Origin of the sequence: Novosphingobium guangzhouense (assembly GCF_002896965.1) — a bacterium.
In the GTDB taxonomy this organism is placed as follows: domain Bacteria; phylum Pseudomonadota; class Alphaproteobacteria; order Sphingomonadales; family Sphingomonadaceae; genus Novosphingobium; species Novosphingobium guangzhouense.
In genome coordinates, this window is the sequence record NZ_LYMM01000029.1 from 266,253 (window position 1) to 286,740 (window position 20,488).

Sequence of the window (20,488 nt, forward strand, 5' to 3'; positions counted from 1 at the left end):
TTTTCGTCAGGCTTCGATGGTGTCGCGCACGAAGCGGTCGAGCAGGCGCACGCCGAAGCCGGTCGCGCCCTTGTCCCAGGTGGCGCCGGGCTTGTCGGTCCACACGGTACCCGCGATGTCGAGATGCGCCCAGGGGGTGTCGTTCTCGATGAAGCGCAGGAGGAACTGCGCCGCCGTGATCGAACCGCCGAAACGCGGGCCGACGTTCTTGATATCTGCGATCGGGCTGTCGATCATCTTGTCGTAGACCGGGCCCATCGGCATGCGCCACAGGCGGTCGCCCGAAGCGTTGCCGGCTGCGTTCAGCTCTGCGGCCAGACCGTCATTGTTAGAGAACAGGCCCGCATATTCATGCGCCAGGCTGAGGATGATCGCGCCGGTCAGCGTGGCAAGGTCGACGATCTTGGCGGGCGAATATTCGCGCTGCACCCAGGTCAACGCATCGCACAGGACAAGGCGGCCTTCGGCATCGGTGTTGATGACCTCGATCGTCTGGCCCGACATGGAGGTGACCACGTCACCCGGACGCTGGGCATTACCGTCGGGCATGTTCTCCACAAGGCCGCACACGCCGATGATATTGGCCTTCGCCTTGCGCAGCGCGAGCGCGAGCATGGTTCCGGCAACCGCGCCGGCACCGCCCATGTCCCACTTCATGTCTTCCATGCCAGCGGCAGGCTTGATCGAGATGCCGCCGGTATCGAAGCAGACTCCCTTGCCCACGAAGGCGACGGGCTTTTCACCCTCAGCCCCGCCGAGCCATTCCATGACGAGCAGGCGGGCCGGCTTCACCGAACCCTGCGCGACGCCAAGCAGCGACCCCATGCCGAGCGCCGCCATCTCCTTGTCGTCCAGCACGCGGATGGTCAGGCCGGAACCTTCCATGCGGGCCTTGCAGCGTTCCACGAAGCTTTCGGGGTAGATCACGTTCGCAGGCTCGGTGACGAGTTCGCGGGTGAACGAAACGCCCTGCGCGATCGCCTGTTCGATCTCCCACACCGCCTCGGTGCCTTCCGGCGCGCCGGCAAGCGCGATTTCGACAAGGCTGGGCTTCGCATCGGCAGCCAGCTTGGTGCGGTAGACATCGTGGCGCCACGAACGCAGCACCGCGCCGGTCAGCACACTCGCCGCTTCTTCTGTAGACAGGCCCGCGCCCGTCACGTCGAGCGTCAGCGACGTCTCGCCACTGGTCAGGTACTTGGCCACAACGGCCGCGCCTGCACGTTCGATCGCGCCCTTGCGGTCCGCTGCGCCGGGTTCACCGATGCCGGCCAGAGCCACGCGCACCACCTTGCCGCCGCGCTCGACGAAACCTTCGAAGACCTGCCCCGCCTTGCCGGTGAAACGCGCGCGCTTCGCGCCTTCGGCCAGCACCGCTTCGAGATTGGCGGGCACGGCGTCCTGGTTGACGAGACGCGCGATAACGCCGGAATTCGACTCTTCCGCCGCGCCAAGAAACTGGATCTTCATGGATTCTCCTGGATTTCCCCGATGAAACGCCGATCTTGTGCGCTTCACCGCATGACTGGATTGCAGTTAGGAGCAGCCGGTGCGATAGGCAACCCATGCTCCCTGCCGTGCAGACCCCGCTGCAAGCCCCGTTCCGCCGCTTGCGTCCGCTTTCGCTGCACACGCTCGCCATCGGCATGGCGGCGCTCTGCACGCCTCATTTCGCCCTTGCTCAGGACGTGGCCCGACCGGTCGAAACCGGCCCGATCAGTGGCGCTCCGGCTGCTCCGCCTGCCTCTACCGGAGAAACCGAACCTGTCGCGTTCGAGGCCGACGAGGTTCAGTACGAACAGAATAGCGAACTGGTCACGGCCACCGGCAACGTCGTGCTGCGCAGGCGTGATGACAAGGGACAGGTCCAGTCGGTCCGCGCCGACACCGTTACCTGGAACCGCCAGAGCGGCAAGATCCTTGCGAACGGCAACGTGCGCATGGTCGACCAGGACGGCAACCAGCTTTACACCGAACAGCTTGAACTGACCGACGAACTGAAGACCGGCATGATGGAGAACCTGCTTCTCGTCATGCGTGAAGGCGGCCGCCTTGCCGCCGCTGACGGCCAGCGGATCGCGAACGGCGACGTCATTCTCAACAAGGCGGCCTACACCGGCTGCGACGTCACGGACGACGACGGCTGCCCCAAGCGGCCAAGCTGGCGCATCGTTGCCAAGCAGGTCATCTATTCGGACGCTCAGAAGCGCGTCCGCTTCAAGGATGCGCGGATCGAACTGTTCAGCGCGGTGCAACTGCCGCTGCTGGGCCTGACGATCAGCACGGACGGCGGCGCCGTCTCCGGATTCCTGCTGCCCGACCTGAAATCGAGCCCGTCGAACGGCATCGAGGTCGCGCAGTCCTACTACTGGAAGATCGCCGAGAACCGCGACCTTACCGGAACGCTCTCGGTCTTCACCGAGGCCGCGCCGATGGCTTCCATCCAGTATCGCGCGCTGACCGACAAGGGCGCTTACCAGATCACCGGACTGGCCACCGCCAGCAGCCGTATCCCGATCTACAGCGGCAGCGGCGAAGAAGTGACCAGCGGCGATCGTTCGTTCCGCGGTTACATCTTCGCCAACGGCCGCTTCCAGCTGGACGAAAACTGGAGCGTGACCGCGTCTATCCGCCGCGCGACCGACCGCACTTTCCTGCGCCGCTACGACAACAACCGCGACGACCGCCTGCGTTCGATGGTCGAAGTGGAGCGGATCGATCAGGACAGCTACTTCACCATCGCCGGCTATGCCACGCAAACGCTGGTAGCCAGCCGCAAGCAGGGGCTGATCCCGGTCGCCCTGCCGATGATCGATTACCGCCGCCGCATCGACGACCCGCTGCTGGGCGGCAAGTTCGAACTGCAGGCCAACTCGCTCAACATCAGCCGCAGTGACGGGCAGGATACCCAGCGCGCTTTCGCCAGCGCACAGTGGTCCTTGCGCCAGCTGACGAACATGGGGCAGGAAATCACGCTCACCGGCCTTGTGCGCGGGGACGTCTATCACTCGTCGGACAACGCGCTGACGACCGAAGACCTCTATCGCGGTCTTGCCGGATGGCAGGAACGCGGCATCGCGACGGCAGCCGTAGACGTGAAGTGGCCGCTGGTCGGGCAGGCTTTCGGCGGTACACAAGTGTTGACCCCGCGCGTCCAGCTGGTCGCGTCGCCCCACGTCAGGAACCTGTCCATTCCCAACGAGGATTCGCGCGCAGTCGATCTCGACACGGGCAACCTCTTCGCGCTCAACCGCTTCCCCGGCTACGACCGGATAGAGGACGGCGTGCGCTTCACGTATGGCTTCGACTGGCAGTTCGAACGGCCCCGCTGGCGCATCAAGACAACCGTCGGCCAGTCGGTACGGCTGAGCAGCCAGAACAACGTCCTGCCCGACGGCACCGGCCTGTCCAGCAAGACTTCGGACATCGTCGGCCGCACCGAAATTCGTTATCGCGACTTCCTGAACTTCATCCACCGCTTCCGGCTGGACAAGGACACGATGGCCGTTCGCCGCAACGAATTCGACGCTGTGATCGGCAATACGCACAGCTATCTCGAACTTGGCTACACGCGCCTCAACCGGAATATCGTCAACGATATCGAGGATTTGCAGGATCGTGAGGAACTGCGCGCGGCCGGGCGCATCGCCTTTGCCCGCTACTGGTCGATGTTCGGCTCGGCCGTCGTCAACATGACCAGCCGCAAGGACAACCCGGAATACGGTTCGAACGGCTTCCAGCCGCTGCGCACCCGCTTCGGCGCGGCCTACGAGGATGACTGTATTCAGATCTCCCTCACCTGGCGGCGCGACTATGTGGCGCTGGGCGATGTGAAGCGGGGCGACTCCTTCCAGCTGGGGTTCTCGCTGAAGAACCTTGGCGGCGGAATCTGAACCATCATGGAGGGAGCGTCCTGAAAAGGAGCATCCTGACGCATTCGAGCAAAGATTGGCACATCCCGGCAAAGCCGCTATCGGGTGTGCTCATTTTCGGTTAAGCCGCCTCGCGGCAGGTGTGACTTAACAATACGGCGGCAAATCCTCGGATATGAGGGTTTCCGCCGATGATGTACCGCCCCACGGGCCGGTCGAAAACGGGATTGATACCACGGTGCAAGCAGTTAACCGCAAGTTCCTCAAGCGCGCCTTCCTCTGCGTCGGCGGCCTCGCCGCACTCTCGACCGCTCTGACCGTTCAGGCCCAATCCGCGCCGCAAGGTGAGATTTCGATCCCTGACGACGTGAAGATTTTCGGCAACGACAACCCCAACATGCGCCGCGCCACTGCGGTCGTGAACGGCGACGTGATCACGGGAACCGACGTCGACCAGCGCCTTGCGCTGCTGGTCGCGGCCAATCAGGGCAAGATCGACGAAGAGGAAATCAAGCGCCTGCGCCTGCAGATCCTGCGCAACCTGATCGATGAAACGCTGCAGATCCAGGAAGCCAAGGCCGCCGACGTCGCCGTCGACGATGCGGAGGTCAACCAGTCCTACGCGCGCGTTGCGCAGCAGAACTTCGGCCAGAACACCTCGGCCATGGATGCCTACCTCAAGCGTGTCGGTTCCTCGCCGGATTCGCTCAAGCGCCAGATTCGCGGCGAACTTTCCTGGCAGCGCCTGCTTCAGCGCAATGTGCAGCCGTTCATCAACGTCTCCGACGATGAAGTGAACGACGTGCTGGCGCGCCTCAAGGCCGCCAAGGGCACGGACGAGTACCGCCTCGGCGAAATCTACCTCGCCGCGTCGCCCGAAGCGCGCGAACAGGTGTACCAGAACGCCACGCAGATCGTGCAGCAGCTCAAGCAGGGCGGCAGCTTCGTCGCCTATGCGCGCCAGTATTCGCAGGCAAGCACGGCGTCGGTCGGCGGCGACCTTGGCTGGGTGCGTCTCGCGCAGCTTCCCACCGAACTGCAGGCCGTCGCACGTGAGATGGAATCCGGCCAGCTCGTCGGCCCGATCGAAGTGCCCGGCGGCTTCGACATCCTCTACCTGATCGACAAGCGGCAGGTTCTTACCGCCGATCCGCGCGATGCGGTGCTGGCGCTCAAGCAGATCTCACTCCCCTTCCCCAAGGGTGTAAGCGAGGCAGAGGCTGGCAAGCGCGCCGAAGCGTTCCAGAACGCCATGAAGGCGGCCAAGGGCTGCGGCGACGTCGACGGCATCGCAAAGAGCGTAGGCGCATCCGTCGTGACCAACGACCAGGTCAAGGCGCGCGATCTTCCGGCGCAGATCCAGAACTCGATCCTGCAGCTTTCGCCCGGCGAGACGCTTCCGCCGTTCGGCTCGCTGGAAGACGGCGTGCGTATCCTCATGCTCTGCGGCCGCGACGATCCGCAGACCGAAAGCGGCCCGAGCTTCGAACAGCTTCAGGCCCAGCTTGAAGACGACCGCGTCAACAAGCGCGCGCAGACCTACCTGCGCGATCTTCGCCGTGACGCCGTCATCGAATACAACTGATCGGGACATGGCGGCACCGCTCGCTGTATCGTTGGGCGATCCCGCCGGGATCGCCCCAGAGGTGATCGCCGAAAGCTGGCTGCGGCGCGAGGAAGAACACCTCGCGCCGTTCTTCGTGGTAGGCGGTGCGCAAGTGCTGCGCGCAGCAGCGAATTCGCGCGGTATCGACCTGCCGATCGTATCGATCTTCACGCCGGGCGAAGCAGCGGACGTGTTCGGCTCTGCGCTCCCCCTACTGGGCGGAGAGGACTGCACGCCCACATTCGGCGAACCAACCATCGAAGGCGCAACGCTTGCGCTCCACTCGCTGACCTCTGCCACTGCGCTCGCGCTGTCAGGTGAAGCGGGGGCGGTCGTCACCGGCCCCATCGCCAAGTCGAAGCTCGCAGAAGTCGGCTTCACCCAGCCAGGCCAGACCGAATTCCTTGCCGACGCTTGCAGCCTGCCGCACGAAGCAGCCGTGATGATGCTGGCCGGACCGAGCCTTCGCACCGTGCCACTGACAGTCCACGAAGCGTTGTCGGCGGTCCCCGCCCTCGTCACGCGCGACCTTATCGAGAGCAAGGCCCGCATCGTCGCCCGCGCGCTGGCTCGCGATTTCGGCCTGCCATCGCCGCGCATCGCCGTTACCGGCCTCAATCCCCATGCGGGTGAGGACGGGCGCATGGGCACCGAGGATCGCGACGTGATCGTCCCTGCCCTCGCCACGCTGCAAGCCGAAGGGCTTGCCGTCACCGGCCCACACCCCGCCGATGCCCTCTTCGCCGCCCATGCGCGCGATGGGTATGATGTGGCGCTGTGCATGTATCACGATCAGGCTCTGATCCCGATCAAGACGCTGGATTTCGATCAGGGCGTCAACGTCACGCTCGGCCTGCCGATCGTGCGCACTTCGCCCGATCACGGCACCGCATTCCCCATCGCCGGCAAGGGCGTCGCCAGCCCCGGCGCCATGATCGCCGCGATCCGCATGGCCGGCGAATGCGCCGCGCGCAGGACCGTACAGAAAGCCGCATGACCACCCTTCCTCCCTTACGCGAAGTCATCGCCCGTCACGGCCTTTCGGCCTCCAAGTCGCTGGGCCAGAACTTCCTTTTCGATGAGCAATTGCTCGATCGCATCGCCGCGATTCCCGGATCGCTGGACGGCAAGGATGTGCTGGAAGTCGGCCCCGGCCCCGGCGGCCTGACCCGCGCCCTGCTGCGGGCAGGCGCCAACGTCACCGCCATCGAGATGGACCGCCGCTGCCTTCCCGCCCTTGCCGAACTGGCAGAGGCGTTTCCCGGCAAGCTCAAGGTGATCGAGGGCGACGCGCTCAAGGTTGATCCCCGCACGCTGTTTGCCGGCGAATATCACATCCTTTCCAATCTTCCCTACAACGTCGGCACCGCGCTGTTCACCGGCTGGCTCTCCGGAGAGGCGTGGCCGCCGCAGTGGGCTTCGCTGACGCTGATGTTCCAGGAGGAAGTCGCCCGCCGCATCGTAGCCGAACCGGATACTTCCGCTTATGGGCGCCTTGCGGTGCTGGCGCAGTCGCGCTCGAAGGCAAAGCTCGCGATGAAGGTCCACCGCAGCGCCTTCACGCCGCCGCCCAAGGTAATGTCCGCCATCGTCCACGTGACACCCGCAGATGCGCCCGAGGGCGTGTCGATGCGTGTGTTGGAACGCGTGACCGAAGGTGCTTTCGGCCAACGCCGCAAGATGCTGCGCCAAAGCCTCAAGGGCGTGTCCGGCGCGCTGGATGCGTTGGACGGCCTTGGCATCGATCCCCAGCGCCGTGCGGAAACGCTGACGGTCGCAGAGTTCGTGAGCGTGGCCAAGGCGCTGACGAAGGGCTGACCGCCCGCTGCGCCTCGCTCACTGATACCGCAGCGTCTTTTCGAAACCTTCGTTCGCCTTGGTCATCTTGGCCAGCTTGCGCAGCTGACTGCGGACATTGCGCTGGAAACGGGCATCATCATAGATGCCTGTTACCCGGTATTCGTCCTGAGCGATCAGGTCCTTGATCCGCGCAGCGAAGGTGGTCTGGCTATTCAGGCAGTCCGCCGCTTTCAGCGTCCTGCAGACCCATTCTTCGGCCGCTGCCTTGTCATAGTCGTCCTGCGCCTCATAACCGCGCCTGTCCGCTGCCGCCTGATCAAGCTTCGATGCCTCGAACCGGCGCTCCAGCCACGTTCGCACTTGCGCTGCATCCCAAACCTTCGACGCACTATTCATCGTATTCTCCAAACCCGACCCGCCATAGCCACCCTCAACGAAAAAGGCCCGCCCTGCATCGCAGGACGGGCCATTTTTCCAACCGCAACCTGACGGATCAGGGCTGGGGCTGACCGCGTTCGCGGGCCAGACGCTCCTGCCGGTCGATTGCCGATTCGGTCTGCACGAAGCTGTCCGACTTCACGCCCAGCCAGATCAGGATCGGCGCGGACATGAAGATCGAGCTGTACGTACCGATGAAGATACCCAGCGTGATGGCGGCGGTGAAGCCGAAGATCACGTCCGGCCCCAGCAACAGCAGCGCCACAAGCATGATCAGGATCGACAGCGAGGTGACCACCGTGCGCGACAGCGTCTCGTTCACCGAAAGGTCAAGCAATTCGGCCATCGGCATGCGGCGATGTTTCTTCAGGTTCTCGCGGATGCGGTCGTAGACCACGATCTTGTCGTTCAGCGAGTAGCCCAGCAGCGTCAACAGCGCGGCAACGATGTTGAGGTCGAACTCCATCTGCGTCAGCGAGAACATGCCCACCGTCAGCAGGATGTCCTGCACCAGCGCGAACAATGCACCGGCCGCGAACTGCCATTCGAAGCGCACCCAGATGTAGATCGAGATGCAGACCATCGCCAGGCTGAGCGCCAGCACGCCGGTCTTTAGCAGTTCGCCCGAGACCTTGCCCGACACCGAATCGACACCGTCGATGCGCGCGTCGGGGAAGGTCTTCTTCACCGAAGTGGTGATCTTCTGCGCCATCGCGTCGGCCAGTTGCGGCTGCGATTCGGTGCCATCGGGCAGCTTCATGCGCAGCGAGACTTCGTTCGGCTTGCCGAAAGTCTGCACCACCGGCTCGCCATAGCCGAGCTTGCCGACCGCCTCGGTCAGCGCGTCCACCGGAGCGGTCGCGCTGCGCTCGAACGTCACGCGGATCATCTGGCCGCCGACGAAGTCGACACCCAGGTTCAGGCCATGCGTGAACAGCAGCACTACGGACGCGATCATCAGCAAGATGTTGCTGATGAAGAACGGCCACTGCCACTTCAGGAAGTGGATGTTGGTGTTGTCGGGAATAAGCTTCAGGAGCTTCATTTCAAATCTCCGCGCTTACAGGTTGAGGTCCGAAGGGCGCGCCTTGCGCAGCCATCCGGCAACCCACATGCGGGTCAGGGTCACGGCGGTGAACACCGAAGTGACGATACCGATCATCAGCACGACCGCGAAGCCGCGCACCGGGCCGGAGCCGAATGCGAACATCAGCAGCGCCGCGATCGAGTTGGTGATATTGGCGTCGAAGATCGCGCGGCTCGCTTCCTTGTAGCCCAGTTCCACCGACTGCACCACGCGGCGGCCCTTGGACCGTTCCTCGCGGATGCGTTCGTTGATGAGCACGTTGGCGTCCACCGCCGCACCCAGCGTCAGCACGAACCCGGCGATGCCCGGCAGCGTCAGCGTGGTGCCGAAGACCGCCATGACGCCCAGAATCATCAGGATGTTGATGAGCAGCGCGCAGATGCAGGCATAGATGCCGAAACGGCCGTAAGTAAGGATGATGAAGATCACCAGCGCAAGGGTGCCGACGGCCATGGCAACCGCGCCCTTGTGGATCGCGTCGGCGCCAAGGTCTGCACCGACAGTGCGCTCCTCTACGACCTTGAGGTCCACCGGCAGTGCACCGGAACGCAGCGCGATCGCCAGCTGCGTCGCCGACTTGGTCGTGAAGCTGCCGGAAATCTGGGCGCTGCCACCCATGATCGGTTCATTGATCGAAGGCGCCGACAGCACCTTGCCGTCGAGGATGATCGCAAAGCGCTTGCCGACGTTGGTGCTGGTCAGCTGGGCAAACTTTTCGCCGCCCTGCTGGTTGAAGGTGATGTTCACCACCGCGCGATTGGTCTGCTGTTCGAAACCCTGCTTGGCGTTCGTCAGCTGATCACCGGTGATCCCGCCAAGGCGCTTGACGGCGATGACCGGGCTCTGTCCTTCAGCCATACCTTCTGCATAGGGCACGATCTCGTCGCCCGGAGGCGCGATGCCCTGTGCCAGATCGGCCTGCGAAGCCGTCTCGTCGACCATCTTGAATTCGAGCTTTGCCGTCTGGCCGAGCAGCGCCTTGAGCGCCGCCGGATCCTGCAGGCCCGGCACCTGCACGTCGATGCGAGTGCCGCCCAGACGACGAATGTCGGGTTCCTTGGTGCCCAGCGCGTCGATGCGCTTGCGCACGACTTCAACCGCAGTGTCCATCGCATTGCTGACTTCAAGGTCGATGCCCGCCGAAGTCGGCGCCAGCACGAACTGGTTGCCGTTGACGACCTGGATGTCCCAGTCGCGCTGGCCGGTCAGCCCGGCGCCGTTGGTCAGCGGCAGCAGTGCTTCGCGCGCAGCGTCGACCTGGCTGGTGTCGCGCACGGTGAAGGTCAGGCGACCGCCCCGGCTCGACACGTCGCCGATGGCGATGCGCGGTTCGACCTGGCCCAGCTTGGTGCGGACCGATTCCTCCATGCCTTCCAGACGCTGCTGGATGACCTGGTTGCGATCCGCCTCCAGCAGCAGGCGCGAACCGCCCGCAAGGTCGAGGCCAAGGTTGACCTTGGGCGCAGGCACGCCTTCGGGCAGATGGACATTGGTGAAAGAAAGCAGCGTCGGCACCGAGAGCAGGCAGAGCACGAGCGCCAGCCCCCAGTACCAGACCTTCTTCCAGATCGAGAATTCAAGCATCGCCTGTTCGCCTTGGAAAAGAAGCGTGGGTCAGTCGCCTGCCGGCGTTCAGTCGTTCGCGGGCTTGGAGCCGGCGGGCGGGATCACGTCCACGATGGTGGACTTGAGCGCCTTCACCTTGACGCCTTGCGCCAGTTCGACCTCGACGTAGTTCTCGTCGGTCTTGACGATCTTGCCGATCAGGCCACCGCCCGTAAGCACCTCGTCACCCTTCTTGAGCGCGGCAAGCTTGGCCTTCTGCTCTTTCTGCTGCTTCATCTGCGGGCGCAGGATGAGGAACCAGAAGATCGCGGCCATAGCCACGAACGGCAGGTAAGTCATCCAGGCCGGCGGCGCACCGGCGGGTGCGGCTGCGGCAAGCTGGGCGAGGATCGAGGTCTGCATGGAAATGATGGGCCTTTTTCGTGTCGCGTACCGGACGGCGAATCGCGTGCCGGCCGGGCCTGCGCGCATGACGGTATGATCCGCAGCCTGCGCGCAGGCGGATGCGGGCGGTTAGCAATAAAGCGAAGCGCTGGCAACGCGGCCTTCCCGCGCCTCCCCCACTGTCTGGGAGGCAGATAGGATGTGCAGCCCCTCGTTCAAGCGAGTGAACATTACGATGAAAAACTATGCCAGAGGCGCTTGCGCATCCTGAAAGACCTGCCTATAGGCCGCGCTCCGGTCGGGACGTAGCGCAGCCTGGTAGCGCATCACACTGGGGGTGTGGGGGTCGGAGGTTCGAATCCTCTCGTCCCGACCAATTAAAAACGCCGTCTCCTGCATCGTGCGGGAGACGGCGTTTTTTGTTTCAGAGCGAAGCGTTCCTACCCCCCACCAAAAGACTCTGGCAGGGGTAGGTCGAAACCTGATACCTTACTTTGCGATTGAGGCCGAAGTCAGGACTGCAGCACCTGCCGCCGGAGCGGGTGCCACGGCTGGAATTGCAGCAGGAACCTCAATCACCTGCGGCATCACCGCCTGGAACGCGAGGTCTTCATCCAGGAATCCCTTTACCGCCGAGCCACTTGCAATGAAGGCGCTGGTCCCGGTCGTAAGGAAGCCCGCAATCGGAACAAAGGCGATCGCAGCCACTACACCGCCGGTCCCGGTCACGCCCTTGTCGTCAAAAGTACCCGACATACGCACATTGCGGCCGTTGAGGTTGAGCGAAACCACACGCGCCCCGATGTAACCGGACTTGCCCCACATGCCCTTGTTACGAACTTCGGTGATTTCACCGACCGCCGGAGTACCCGAAGGAATCACCACAACACCGTTCTGCGTCACGTTTTCGGCGACTTCCATCTGGAAGCGCTGCCCCACGCGCAATTTCTTTTTCTTGGTAGTCAGTTCCTCGCGAGTGACGAGAGCGACAGCAAGCCCCGCACGCATGATATCTGATTGCGCTGCCGGCAGCGCAGCCGCGGCAGGCGCAGCAGCAACAGTCTGCACCGGAGCCAAAGGAGCGGCAGCGGTCTGCGCCGCGACAGGATGCGCGATCAGCGCCGCGCAAGGCAGCGCCAGCTTGTAGATAGTCTTCATGGTAGTCCCCCGTTTGCAGCGAATCATTCGCATGCATGCTGGGAAATACTTCGAAGTCAGTTAGCCGGAAATAACCGGCAAAGTCTGCCTTACTATATTTTAATGTACGGTCGCGTTGCCTCGCATCCTGCGGGTTTCCATTTTCCTACATGAACCGTTATGGTTATATGATTGCGCGTCATTCCCGTTGGTAAGGACTCGCAAAATGGCCCTCCTCGATTCTCTGCTTGGCCCCGTCACCCGTATCATCGACAAGGTCGTACCCGACCCCGAAGCACGCGACCGGGCCAAGCTGGAACTGCTCAAGCTTGAGAATACGCAGGAACTCGAAATGCTGCAGGCAAGCCTTTCGGCCATTGTCGCAGAAGCGAACAGTGCTGATCCCTGGACCAGCCGCGCGCGACCGAGTTTCCTCTATGTAATGTACCTCGTGATCCTCTGGGCTCTGCCGATGGGGGTTGTCGCAGCATTCAACCCCGCGCTCGCAAAAGCGATCGGCAACGGAATGAACGGCTATCTGGCGGGAATCCCGGAGCCGCTCTACGCGCTCTTCGGCACCGGCTACCTAGGCTATTCTGCTATGCGCCAGTGGGGCAAGGCGCGCGGTTCGGATCGATAAGCGAAACGCTAACGCTTTTGCGCTAGGGTGCATTCATGATCGCGTGCGCCCTCTTCAATAACCCGCGCGGCAAGGCCCTGCTTGGCTTTGCCGCGCTACTCATGCTTGGCGGCTGTAACCCGGCCTCGGGACCGACGCCGACCGAAAGCGCCACACAGGACGCCGCCGCAGAAGCCAAGGCCCGTGCCAAGGCAGAGCGCGAAGCGAAGCTTGCGGCATTCTACGGCGGGGATGCCCCCGCAGAAGAGGACAAGGACGCCCTGCGCGACGAGAAGCCGGATACCCCTGCCCCGCGCCCGCCCGGCATCGCCACAAGCGCCCCGCAACCCCCTAGCCTGCCGCCACCCTCGATTTCCGGCGCTGCTGACGTGCCCCCGATGCGCCCGCCGGCGCCCGATCCCGGCATCGGAAAGGTTGAGTAAAAACGCTGCGCTGACCGGGTTGCACCCTCCGCCCGGCCCGCTAAATCTCGCGCGCTACCGAAAAATGCAGGAGGTAATCACGCCCATGACGGAAAAGCTGGTCTACGTGCTCAACGGCCCCAACCTCAACCGGCTGGGCAAGCGCGAGCCGGCGATCTACGGATCGCAGACCCTCGACGACATCGGTGCGATGCTGGAAGAACGCGGCAAGGCGCTGGGGATGAGCGTTCTCATGTTCCAGTCCAACCACGAAGGCGACCTTGTCGACTGGCTGCATGAGGCCGAGGATGCAGGCGTTCATGCGGTGCTGCTGAACGCGGGCGCTTATACGCATACCTCGGTGGCGCTGCTCGACGCGATCCGATCAATCACCGCGCCGGTAATCGAAGTGCACCTTTCCAACCCCCACACGCGCGAGGAATTCCGGCACACGTCATGGGTCGGCATGGCGGCCAAGGGCACCATCGCCGGGTTCGGCGGGCAGAGCTATATGCTGGCGCTGGAGGCCGCAGCCGGGCTTTGATGCCCGAACGGGTTGGGCGGAGCCGGGCAAGTCACGGGCTTGCCGGCATCGTCCAATACGGAAACGATGCGGCGCGCGGCCACTTCAGGTGCACGTTCCGACGCTCCCGCCTCATAGGCATCCGGCAGCGCGACCAGGCAGATCTTCTTTTCCGCCAGGCTTAGCAACGCCCTGCGCACTTCATCGGCGGTAGCCTCCGCACGGAACCTGACCAGCAGGAATGGCGCGCTATCCGTCGGGCTATAGCCGCCAGAGTTCACGGTCATGTAGGGCCGCAGGTCATTCACCTGCCTGCCCGCCACGCGCCATCCGTTTATCGACGGATCGAAAATCGGCGCTGCGTTCAACTCCGCAGTGCCTGCCCGCACCGTAAGCGGGCCACCCATCGGGCCGTAATCGTTGGTATCCGCCAGCTTGAACAAGGGCTCGGCAGCTTTTTCCGAACCCGGCCAGAACCACCAGATGTTCGCCGCCACCAGCAATGCGGCCGCCGCGACAAGCAGCGGCGTGCGGCTTGACCGCCCCATCATCCGCATTGCCTTACCCTCAGCCCAGCGGGACGCCCGGAGTGCTCTTGGCCGTACGGATCGTCAGCGAGGTCTTGACGCTGTCCACGTTGGGCGCGGGCGTCAGCTTGCTGGTGAGGAATTCCTGGAAGCTTTGCAGGTCGCGGCTGACGATCTTCAGGATGAAGTCGATTTCGCCGTTGAGCATGTGGCATTCGCGCACTTCAGGCAGGCCCTTCATGTGATCCTCGAAGGCACGAAGCGATTCCTCAGCCTGGCTTTTGAGGCTGACCAGCGCGAACACGGTGATGGTGAAGCCCAGTTTCGACGCGTCGAGGTCTGCGTGATAGCCCTGAATCACGCCGGCTTCTTCAAGGCTGCGCACCCGGCGCAGGCACGGCGGAGCAGTAAGTCCTACGCGCTGGGCAAGTTCGACGTTGGTGATCCGACCTTCCGCCTGCAGCTCTGCAAGCAGGCGGCGATCGATTTCATCGAGATTGATCATTCAAATTCCCCGGGGGCAGGCGCGTCCCGCCTCGCCTTGTTGCAACATCCACATCGAAAACGCGAGCGCGCCGTAATATTATTAGGCCATAGCGTAATCGTCCCGCTTTGCAACGGCGGAAACTCGGCTCTTTCGATCTTCCGGCACTTTGCTACGAAAAAACGACCCGTTGTTTTCCTTATGGTAAACATCACCGGGCCATAGGACCGAATCTGCCACGTAACCCGAGGTGCGATGGTTCGCGCCTGGAGATGGAATGCATTTCGACGATCGCCTTGCCACGGTTCTGCGCCTGCCCACTTCGGGGGACGGGCTTGCGCGGATTCAGTTCAGGCAGCTCGTCGATATTCTCGGCCGTGCGCCAGACGTGCAGGAGCCGAGCGAAACCGTAGAGGCCGCCTTCACCCGGCTTGAGCAGCTCGGCCGCGATATTCCTGCTGCGGAGCGGGCTCGTCTCCTTCGCCAGCCCTTGCAGCCGATTACGAACCCGCGCCTGCTTTCCTGGCTGGCCAGGGCAGAACCGGATGTCGCCTGCGCGGGGATCGCAGCGGCGCGCCTGGATGATGACGCATGGCTGGCCCTGATCCCCCGGCTCCCCGTCCGCGCCCGAGGCATCCTGCGTCACCGCCGCGACTTGTCTGAGCGGGTCGAAGTCATGCTGGAAAGCCTTGGCGTCCACGATCGCGGCTTGCCGTCCGGACCTTCCGATCCGCTCCCGGAAGACCCCCTGCCCGACATGCCCGATGGCCGCTTCCAACGGTCTACCGGCAATATTGCAGTCGATCAGGACATGTCCGAGGATGTGCTGGAACTGCTCGACATGGCGGACAACCCGCCGCCGCCTACCTCGCTTAGCGAGTGGGCGCGCGCGCGCGCAGCGCAACAGAAGGACATTCAGCACAAGATTGCGGCCGATGCTTCGGCGACAGCTCGGGAAGCGGGGATCGGCGCGATCGTGCGGCGCATCGAAGAATTCCGCAAAGCGCGAGAGGGCAAGGGTCCGCTTGAAGTCCGCTCCGATTCGCCCCGCCTCCCGCTTGGAGACACCACCTCACCCGCGCCGCAGCGGCTGGCCGTCGCCATAGATTTCACAACGAACGTAGAGGGCCGCGTGGATTGGGCCGACGGCCCCCATGCGCCCTCGATCGTCGGCCTCGCGCTCATCGCATCGGGCATCGCCTGCGACGGGCAAGCACCGGACGTCGCATACACCATGCAGCACCACCTGCCCTTGCGCGCCGCCCGTATCGTCGTTGAAGGCGCGCCCGCAGTCAGCGGGCCATGGCAGGTCGATGCCGCCGCGCGGTTCAGCCATGGCCGCTTCGCCGGATATTGTGGCCGCCTGCGCCGCGTGGCCCCGCCCGCAGAGGTGGCAGCATCGCCTCCCGCAGCCCGCCACGCCGAAGCCGATCGGATGCGCGAGGTCCTCCACGAATTGCGTACACCGGCAAACGCAATCCAGGTCGCTGCCGAAATCATCCAGCAGCAACTCTACGGTCCGGCTCCGCACGAATACCGTGCTCTGGCCGCCGCTATTGCCGGAGACTGCGCGCACATCCTTGCCGGATTCGAGGAGCTCGATCGACTGGTAAAACTCGAATCCGGTGCAATGACGCTTGAGGACGGCGAATGCGATCTGGCCCGCATCCTGACGCAAACTATCGTGCGGCTGCGTGCGTGGACCGAACCGCGCGGCAGCGGCTTCTCGATGGTCGCCGACCCAGCCGCCACAAGCCTGCCCGTGCACACCGCAAGGCCGGAAATAGAGCGGCTCGTCTGGCGGCTCTTCGCCGCACTGGCGGGCTCCACCGCTCCGGGTGAAATACTCGATCTGCAGTGGCACCAGCGGCCCGGCGCGCGCGGTATGATGACAGAACTAGTGGTTCAGCTGCCTTCCATTCTTGCCGAGCGTCCGCCCGAAGCGTTGTTCGACGCGGTAGCGGGCGAGCGAGGACAATCCCTTGCCGCCGGAATGTTCGGGATCGGCTTCACTCTGCGTCTGGCAGCGGCAGAGGCGGCAGCCACTGGAGGCACACTGCAGCGCGTCGCAAACCACCTTTGCCTGTCCCTGCCCGCCTTGACCGGGTCCACCGCGACCGGCATGAACGCAAACGATAGCAATTCGGCAACTTTTTCGCAGTAACCCCATCGGGAGCGCGACCCGCAGAGGGAATAAAGACTCCTTGCCAGCCCCAAACCTTCTGCAGCCCCCCGGCAAGCAGGCCTACGCCCAGTTCCGACCCGATTTCGGGCAGCGTTTCATCGTCACGGTCGACACGGAGGAAGAGTTCGACTGGTCGGCCCCGCTGGATCGCGACGCGCACAGCGTCGTCACTATTCCTGCTCTGCGCAAATTCCAGCAATTCTGCGAAAGTTTCGGCGTCATCCCGTCGTACCTCATAGACTGGCCGGTTGCGGACTGCTTGCACGCACCGGACGCGATCGGCGATGCCGTTTCCGCCGGGCGGGCAGAAGTCGGGGTGCAGTTGCACCCCTGGGTCAGCCCGCCATTTGCCGAGGACGTGAACGAGTATAACAGCTACGCGGGCAACCTCCCCTTCGAACTTGAGCGCGAAAAGCTGCTCAAACTGCAAAATCGCATCGAAAGTGCATTCGGCGTGCCCCCTCGCAGCTACCGCGCCGGTCGTTACGGGCTCGGCCCGCGCACGGCGGAAATCCTCATGGAATGCGGGATCACCGTCGATACGTCAGTGCGGGCCCGCTTCGACTATAGCGGTACGGGCGGCCCAAATTACCGCGAACATCCGCTACGCCCGTATTGGGCGGATGCCGAACATCGCCTGCTCGAATTGCCCCTGACCACTGTTTACTGGGGGCCTCTGCGGCAAATGGGCAATGTGATCTACCCACACTTATGGCGCGCGCCCACCATGCGCGGCGTACTGGCGCGTGCGGGGCTGCTGGAACGCATCCCCCTGACGCCTGAAGGCATCACCACCGAAGAAGCCCTGCGCGGCGTAGACATCGCCATCGACGAGGGACTACCGGTGCTGGTCTTCTCCTTCCACAGCCCTTCTCTGGCGGCAGGGCACACGCCCTATGTCCGCAGCAAGGCGGATCTTGACGCCTTATATGACTGGTGGCGCACGCTGTTCGCCCATCTGGCCAAGCGCGGTATCAGGTCGACGAGCGTGGATGAAATCGTGAACAGTGTGCAAGGTTGACAGAACCCCGCTTGCGTCATGCGCATTGCCAAGCTAACGGGCTTGGCACCCGGCCATCGTCGATGGGGTCGGGTCCGGCAAGGGGGCCTGTAGCTCAGCGGTTAGAGCTGGCCGCTCATAACGGCTAGGTCGCGGGTTCGAATCCTGCCGGGCCCACCATTCGCCGGATGTCACCCTTACGGTGGCAGCATCGACAACCCCAGGTCGGGGAGTGGCGCAGTCCGGTAGCGCGCCTGCTTTGGGAGCAGGATGTCGCAGGTTCGAATCCTGTCTCCCCGACCATTTCCCTTTTTCGCGGTGTTCCACTCGATGCCATACCGGCTCGTGGCCCCTAATTTTATCCAATAAAATCAGGGCAGTTCTGCACCATTCTGCACCAGATGGTCGCCTTGCATCGCAGACCAATTGTTGGTTAGTTGTTGGTTGCAACCAGCAGAAACCAACACACAACCAACAGCCGACCAACAACCAACATCAAGGCGAAAACCCAACCAACATCCTTCGATTGGAGGCCCCATGCTGACAGACATTGCCCTGCGCGCTTTGAAGCCGGAAAAGTCCGCCTACAAGAAATCCGACAGCAAGGGATTATTCGTCACAGTTCACCCTTCCGGAAAGAAGGTCTGGGGCCTCGCAATCCGAGTCGAGGGGAAGCAGAAATTCCTTACGGGCGGCGCCTATCCAGAAGTCACTGTCAAACTGGCGCGAGCCTGGCGCGATACGGTGAAGGCTCAGCTAACCTTGGGCATGGCTCCAACAGCAACACCTGCAAATTTGGAGCCGAGCGTACCAAGCCAAGTGGAAGCGAAAGCCGGCGAATCATTCGAGACAGTCGCCCGCGAATGGTTTGATACCCGAAAGGTAGCCTGGACCCCGCGCTACGCCGGCGTGACGATGCGGCGGCTGGAGGCCGACATCTTTCCTGCCGTTGGTGCACTGCCGATCGCAGCCATAACGCCACGCCAGATGCTGGAAGCCTTCCGCGCCATCCAGGCACGCGGTTCTGTCGAAATGGCGCACAGGGTGAGAAACCACTGCAGCGAGGTCTTTCGTTACGCTATTCCGGATGGGCGATGCGAAAGCGATCCATGCCGCGATCTTGCTCCCGGCATGGCAAAGCCAGCGCCCGTCAAGCACCATGCCAAAGTTGCAGCCAAGGACCTGCCGGATTTCTTCGGGAAACTGAGCAAGGACGGAGGTGATCGTACCAGCCACCTCGCCCTGCGGTGGACAATGCTGACAATGGTACGCACGCAAGAGACGCGGTTCGCGCAATGGGCGGAGTTCGAAGGGCTCGATACGGCTGAGCCGATCTGGCGCATACCGCCGGAGCGTATGAAGATGAGCACGGAACACATCGTGCCCCTGCCACCTCAAGCCATTTCTATGCTGAACGAGATTCGCGAGCGGAACGTATATCTCGCAGCTGGAAACGAGAAGCTCGGAGCCTTCCTCTTCCCGGTCCATTATTCGAAATCACTGGTCATCAGCGAAAACCGCATGCTGGACGTCATGTATCGCCTTGGTCTTCGTGGAAAGGCCACTGTTCATGGCTTTCGCGGTCTGGCCAGCACTGTTCTGAACGAATCGGGACTTTTCGAGCCCGACTGGATCGAATTCCAGCTTGCGCATGCGGCGCGAGGTGTTCGTGCGGCGTACAATTCAGCCCGCTATCTCGTTCATCGGCGCAAGATGATGGTCTGGTGGGCCGATTACCTGGATGCTGCTGAGCGAGCCGGGTCAGAATAGCACATCGATCAGATGCCTTCCGCTAGGAGATCGCTGTCCTGTTAATCTTCATGAAGTCCATCAATCCAGGCTTTCACCGCACTTTCGCGCCAGCCGCTGCATCGCTCGGATATCCGCACCTGCCGAGGAAATGTGCCAGCCTCGATTTTGCGATAGAGAGTGGAGGCTGAGAAGCCGGTGCGCTCGAGCACTGACCTGCGCCGCAGGATACGGTCTTGAATACCTTCGTCCATTTAGTGCCTCGCCCTTTCAACGATGTCACGAGAACCTAACAGGGGGCGAAAGGGACTTTCGGACAAGATAGGCGCCAAGGCATTGCCCTACTATGCACTGCGCTGCCCCACATAGGTGAGCAATACTGCCCCGTTACGATTGCTTTTCGCGCGTCGGGAACACCGGCCCCCGCACAGCCATTCGCGCCGGGTCGAACGGTCTCTGAAGCGAGCGGACTTCATCGTAAGACCCTCGTAGCCATACATCGACGTCACTCGGATCGAGGATCGTCACCATCGCCTTGGGATGGATCGGCCTGACGAGCGAATTGGCATCGCATGTCACCATGGCAAAGCCGTTGCCGCTCTCGGTCGCTTGCCAGAAACCGGCAACCGCGAACACCGGCTGGTCGATCACCGAAAACCACATCTCACCCTTCAGTGGCGGCTTGCTGTCACCAAGATCATGCTTGTCCGGCGTGAACTCGCAGAATTCGGTGAGCGGCACCACGCAGCGGTTCTCGGGACGCTCGGCGAGCCGTCGCCATTGCGGCAGTGCGAGGTTGCGCACGTTGGTCATCGGCCAGGCCGCCTTGCCGCCAAGGACATCCCAGCTCATGACGTCCCAGCCGAACATGTTGCCCTGTTCGCGCATCACATAGGCCCGCCCCCGGGGGCGCAGTTCCTGCGGATCGAAGCGATTGTCGCGCGGGGCTTCGCTGAAGAGCTCGGCGACGGATCCCCAGATCGTCTCGATCTCACCTTTCATGCGGGCGCGGTTACACATGGGTCAGATCCTACGAGACGATGGTCTTTTATGTCCGACCGCTGGTCGTGGCCATCTTCGCTTTTCAGA

20 protein-coding genes and 3 tRNA genes are annotated in these 20,488 nt (G+C 63.1%); 13 read left to right on the forward strand and 10 right to left on the reverse strand.

Annotation, left to right across the window (positions count from 1 at the left end; all coding sequences use genetic code 11):
* Positions 1-6: 6 nt before the first annotated feature.
* Positions 7-1,470 carry a leucyl aminopeptidase gene (locus A8V01_RS10520; RefSeq protein ID WP_103095777.1) on the reverse strand — a complete coding sequence of 488 codons (1,464 nt, stop codon included), beginning with the start codon at positions 1,468-1,470 and terminating at the stop codon, positions 7-9.
* Positions 1,471-1,565: 95 nt separating this feature from the next.
* Between A8V01_RS10520 and A8V01_RS10525 the strand changes: the two genes are divergently transcribed.
* The 4 genes from A8V01_RS10525 (at position 1,566) to rsmA (ending at position 7,296) form a co-directional block, all read left to right on the forward strand.
* Entirely contained in the window at positions 1,566-3,893 is a 2,328-nt protein-coding gene (locus tag A8V01_RS10525) for an LPS-assembly protein LptD (RefSeq protein ID WP_103095778.1), read from the forward strand.
* Positions 3,894-4,110: 217 nt separating this feature from the next.
* Entirely contained in the window at positions 4,111-5,457 is a 1,347-nt protein-coding gene (locus A8V01_RS10530) for a peptidylprolyl isomerase (protein WP_103095829.1), read from the forward strand.
* A 7-nt stretch (positions 5,458-5,464) separates the two neighbouring features.
* A complete protein-coding gene (gene pdxA, locus A8V01_RS10535; RefSeq protein WP_103095779.1) occupies positions 5,465-6,475 on the forward strand; it encodes a 4-hydroxythreonine-4-phosphate dehydrogenase PdxA in 1,011 nt (336 codons plus the stop codon).
* Positions 6,472-7,296, forward strand: a complete 825-nt coding sequence (rsmA, locus tag A8V01_RS10540; protein WP_103095830.1) for a 16S rRNA (adenine(1518)-N(6)/adenine(1519)-N(6))-dimethyltransferase RsmA — start codon at positions 6,472-6,474, stop codon at positions 7,294-7,296. The genes pdxA and rsmA overlap by 4 nt, the downstream gene beginning before the upstream one ends.
* A gap of 18 nt (positions 7,297-7,314) precedes the next feature.
* Here rsmA and A8V01_RS10545 read toward each other — a convergent pair whose 3' ends face one another.
* The 4 genes from A8V01_RS10545 to yajC form a co-directional block, all read right to left on the reverse strand.
* A complete protein-coding gene (locus A8V01_RS10545) occupies positions 7,315-7,674 on the reverse strand; it encodes a hypothetical protein (protein ID WP_103095780.1) in 360 nt (119 codons plus the stop codon).
* 97 nt (positions 7,675-7,771) lie between these two features.
* Positions 7,772-8,761, reverse strand: coding sequence for a protein translocase subunit SecF (secF, locus tag A8V01_RS10550; protein ID WP_103095781.1), 990 nt, complete (start codon positions 8,759-8,761; stop codon positions 7,772-7,774).
* 15 nt (positions 8,762-8,776) lie between these two features.
* Positions 8,777-10,387: a protein translocase subunit SecD gene (gene secD, locus A8V01_RS10555; protein ID WP_103095782.1), complete on the reverse strand. Its 1,611-nt coding sequence runs from the start codon at positions 10,385-10,387 to the stop codon at positions 8,777-8,779.
* 48 nt (positions 10,388-10,435) lie between these two features.
* The gene (gene yajC, locus A8V01_RS10560) at positions 10,436-10,771 is read right to left on the reverse strand and encodes a preprotein translocase subunit YajC (RefSeq protein WP_103095783.1); all 336 of its coding nucleotides are present in this window, start codon (positions 10,769-10,771) and stop codon (positions 10,436-10,438) included.
* Positions 10,772-11,052: 281 nt separating this feature from the next.
* Here yajC and A8V01_RS10565 point away from each other — a divergent pair.
* A tRNA-Pro gene (locus tag A8V01_RS10565) sits at positions 11,053-11,129 on the forward strand.
* A 113-nt stretch (positions 11,130-11,242) separates the two neighbouring features.
* Here A8V01_RS10565 and A8V01_RS10570 read toward each other — a convergent pair.
* The gene (locus A8V01_RS10570) at positions 11,243-11,911 is read right to left on the reverse strand and encodes a hypothetical protein (protein WP_103095784.1); all 669 of its coding nucleotides are present in this window, start codon (positions 11,909-11,911) and stop codon (positions 11,243-11,245) included.
* 205 nt (positions 11,912-12,116) lie between these two features.
* Here A8V01_RS10570 and A8V01_RS10575 point away from each other — a divergent pair, with 205 nt between their 5' ends.
* The 3 genes from A8V01_RS10575 (at position 12,117) to aroQ (ending at position 13,475) form a co-directional block, all read left to right on the forward strand.
* Positions 12,117-12,530: a holin family protein gene (locus tag A8V01_RS10575; protein ID WP_103095785.1), complete on the forward strand. Its 414-nt coding sequence runs from the start codon at positions 12,117-12,119 to the stop codon at positions 12,528-12,530.
* A 35-nt stretch (positions 12,531-12,565) separates the two neighbouring features.
* Complete coding sequence (locus tag A8V01_RS10580; protein ID WP_103095786.1) at positions 12,566-12,952, forward strand: hypothetical protein; 387 nt, start codon at positions 12,566-12,568, stop codon at positions 12,950-12,952.
* Between the two features lie 85 nt (positions 12,953-13,037).
* Entirely contained in the window at positions 13,038-13,475 is a 438-nt protein-coding gene (gene aroQ, locus A8V01_RS10585) for a type II 3-dehydroquinate dehydratase (protein WP_103095831.1), read from the forward strand.
* Here the strand turns inward: aroQ and A8V01_RS10590 are convergent.
* The gene (locus A8V01_RS10590; RefSeq protein ID WP_103095787.1) at positions 13,439-14,005 is read right to left on the reverse strand and encodes a hypothetical protein; all 567 of its coding nucleotides are present in this window, start codon (positions 14,003-14,005) and stop codon (positions 13,439-13,441) included. The genes aroQ and A8V01_RS10590 overlap by 37 nt on opposite strands.
* A 16-nt stretch (positions 14,006-14,021) precedes the next feature.
* Complete coding sequence (locus A8V01_RS10595) at positions 14,022-14,486, reverse strand: Lrp/AsnC family transcriptional regulator (protein WP_103095788.1); 465 nt, start codon at positions 14,484-14,486, stop codon at positions 14,022-14,024.
* A 256-nt stretch (positions 14,487-14,742) separates the two neighbouring features.
* Between A8V01_RS10595 and A8V01_RS10600 the strand changes: the two genes are divergently transcribed.
* The 5 genes from A8V01_RS10600 to A8V01_RS10620 all read left to right on the forward strand — a co-directional run bounded on the left by A8V01_RS10600 (position 14,743) and on the right by A8V01_RS10620 (position 19,420).
* Positions 14,743-16,629: an ATP-binding protein gene (locus A8V01_RS10600; protein WP_103095789.1), complete on the forward strand. Its 1,887-nt coding sequence runs from the start codon at positions 14,743-14,745 to the stop codon at positions 16,627-16,629.
* A gap of 40 nt (positions 16,630-16,669) precedes the next feature.
* Positions 16,670-17,671, forward strand: coding sequence for a polysaccharide deacetylase family protein (locus A8V01_RS10605; protein ID WP_103095790.1), 1,002 nt, complete (start codon positions 16,670-16,672; stop codon positions 17,669-17,671).
* A gap of 83 nt (positions 17,672-17,754) precedes the next feature.
* Positions 17,755-17,830 (forward strand) — tRNA-Ile (locus A8V01_RS10610).
* Positions 17,831-17,876: 46 nt separating this feature from the next.
* Positions 17,877-17,953, forward strand: a tRNA-Pro gene (locus tag A8V01_RS10615).
* Positions 17,954-18,187: 234 nt separating this feature from the next.
* The gene (locus tag A8V01_RS10620) at positions 18,188-19,420 is read left to right on the forward strand and encodes a tyrosine-type recombinase/integrase (protein ID WP_103095791.1); all 1,233 of its coding nucleotides are present in this window, start codon (positions 18,188-18,190) and stop codon (positions 19,418-19,420) included.
* 41 nt (positions 19,421-19,461) lie between these two features.
* Here A8V01_RS10620 and A8V01_RS10625 read toward each other — a convergent pair whose 3' ends face one another.
* Both A8V01_RS10625 and A8V01_RS10630 read right to left on the reverse strand, forming a co-directional pair.
* Entirely contained in the window at positions 19,462-19,653 is a 192-nt protein-coding gene (locus A8V01_RS10625) for a helix-turn-helix transcriptional regulator (protein WP_103095792.1), read from the reverse strand.
* Positions 19,654-19,786: 133 nt separating this feature from the next.
* Positions 19,787-20,419 carry an SOS response-associated peptidase family protein gene (locus A8V01_RS10630; RefSeq protein WP_103095793.1) on the reverse strand — a complete coding sequence of 211 codons (633 nt, stop codon included), beginning with the start codon at positions 20,417-20,419 and terminating at the stop codon, positions 19,787-19,789.
* Between the last annotated feature and the right edge of the window lie 69 nt (positions 20,420-20,488).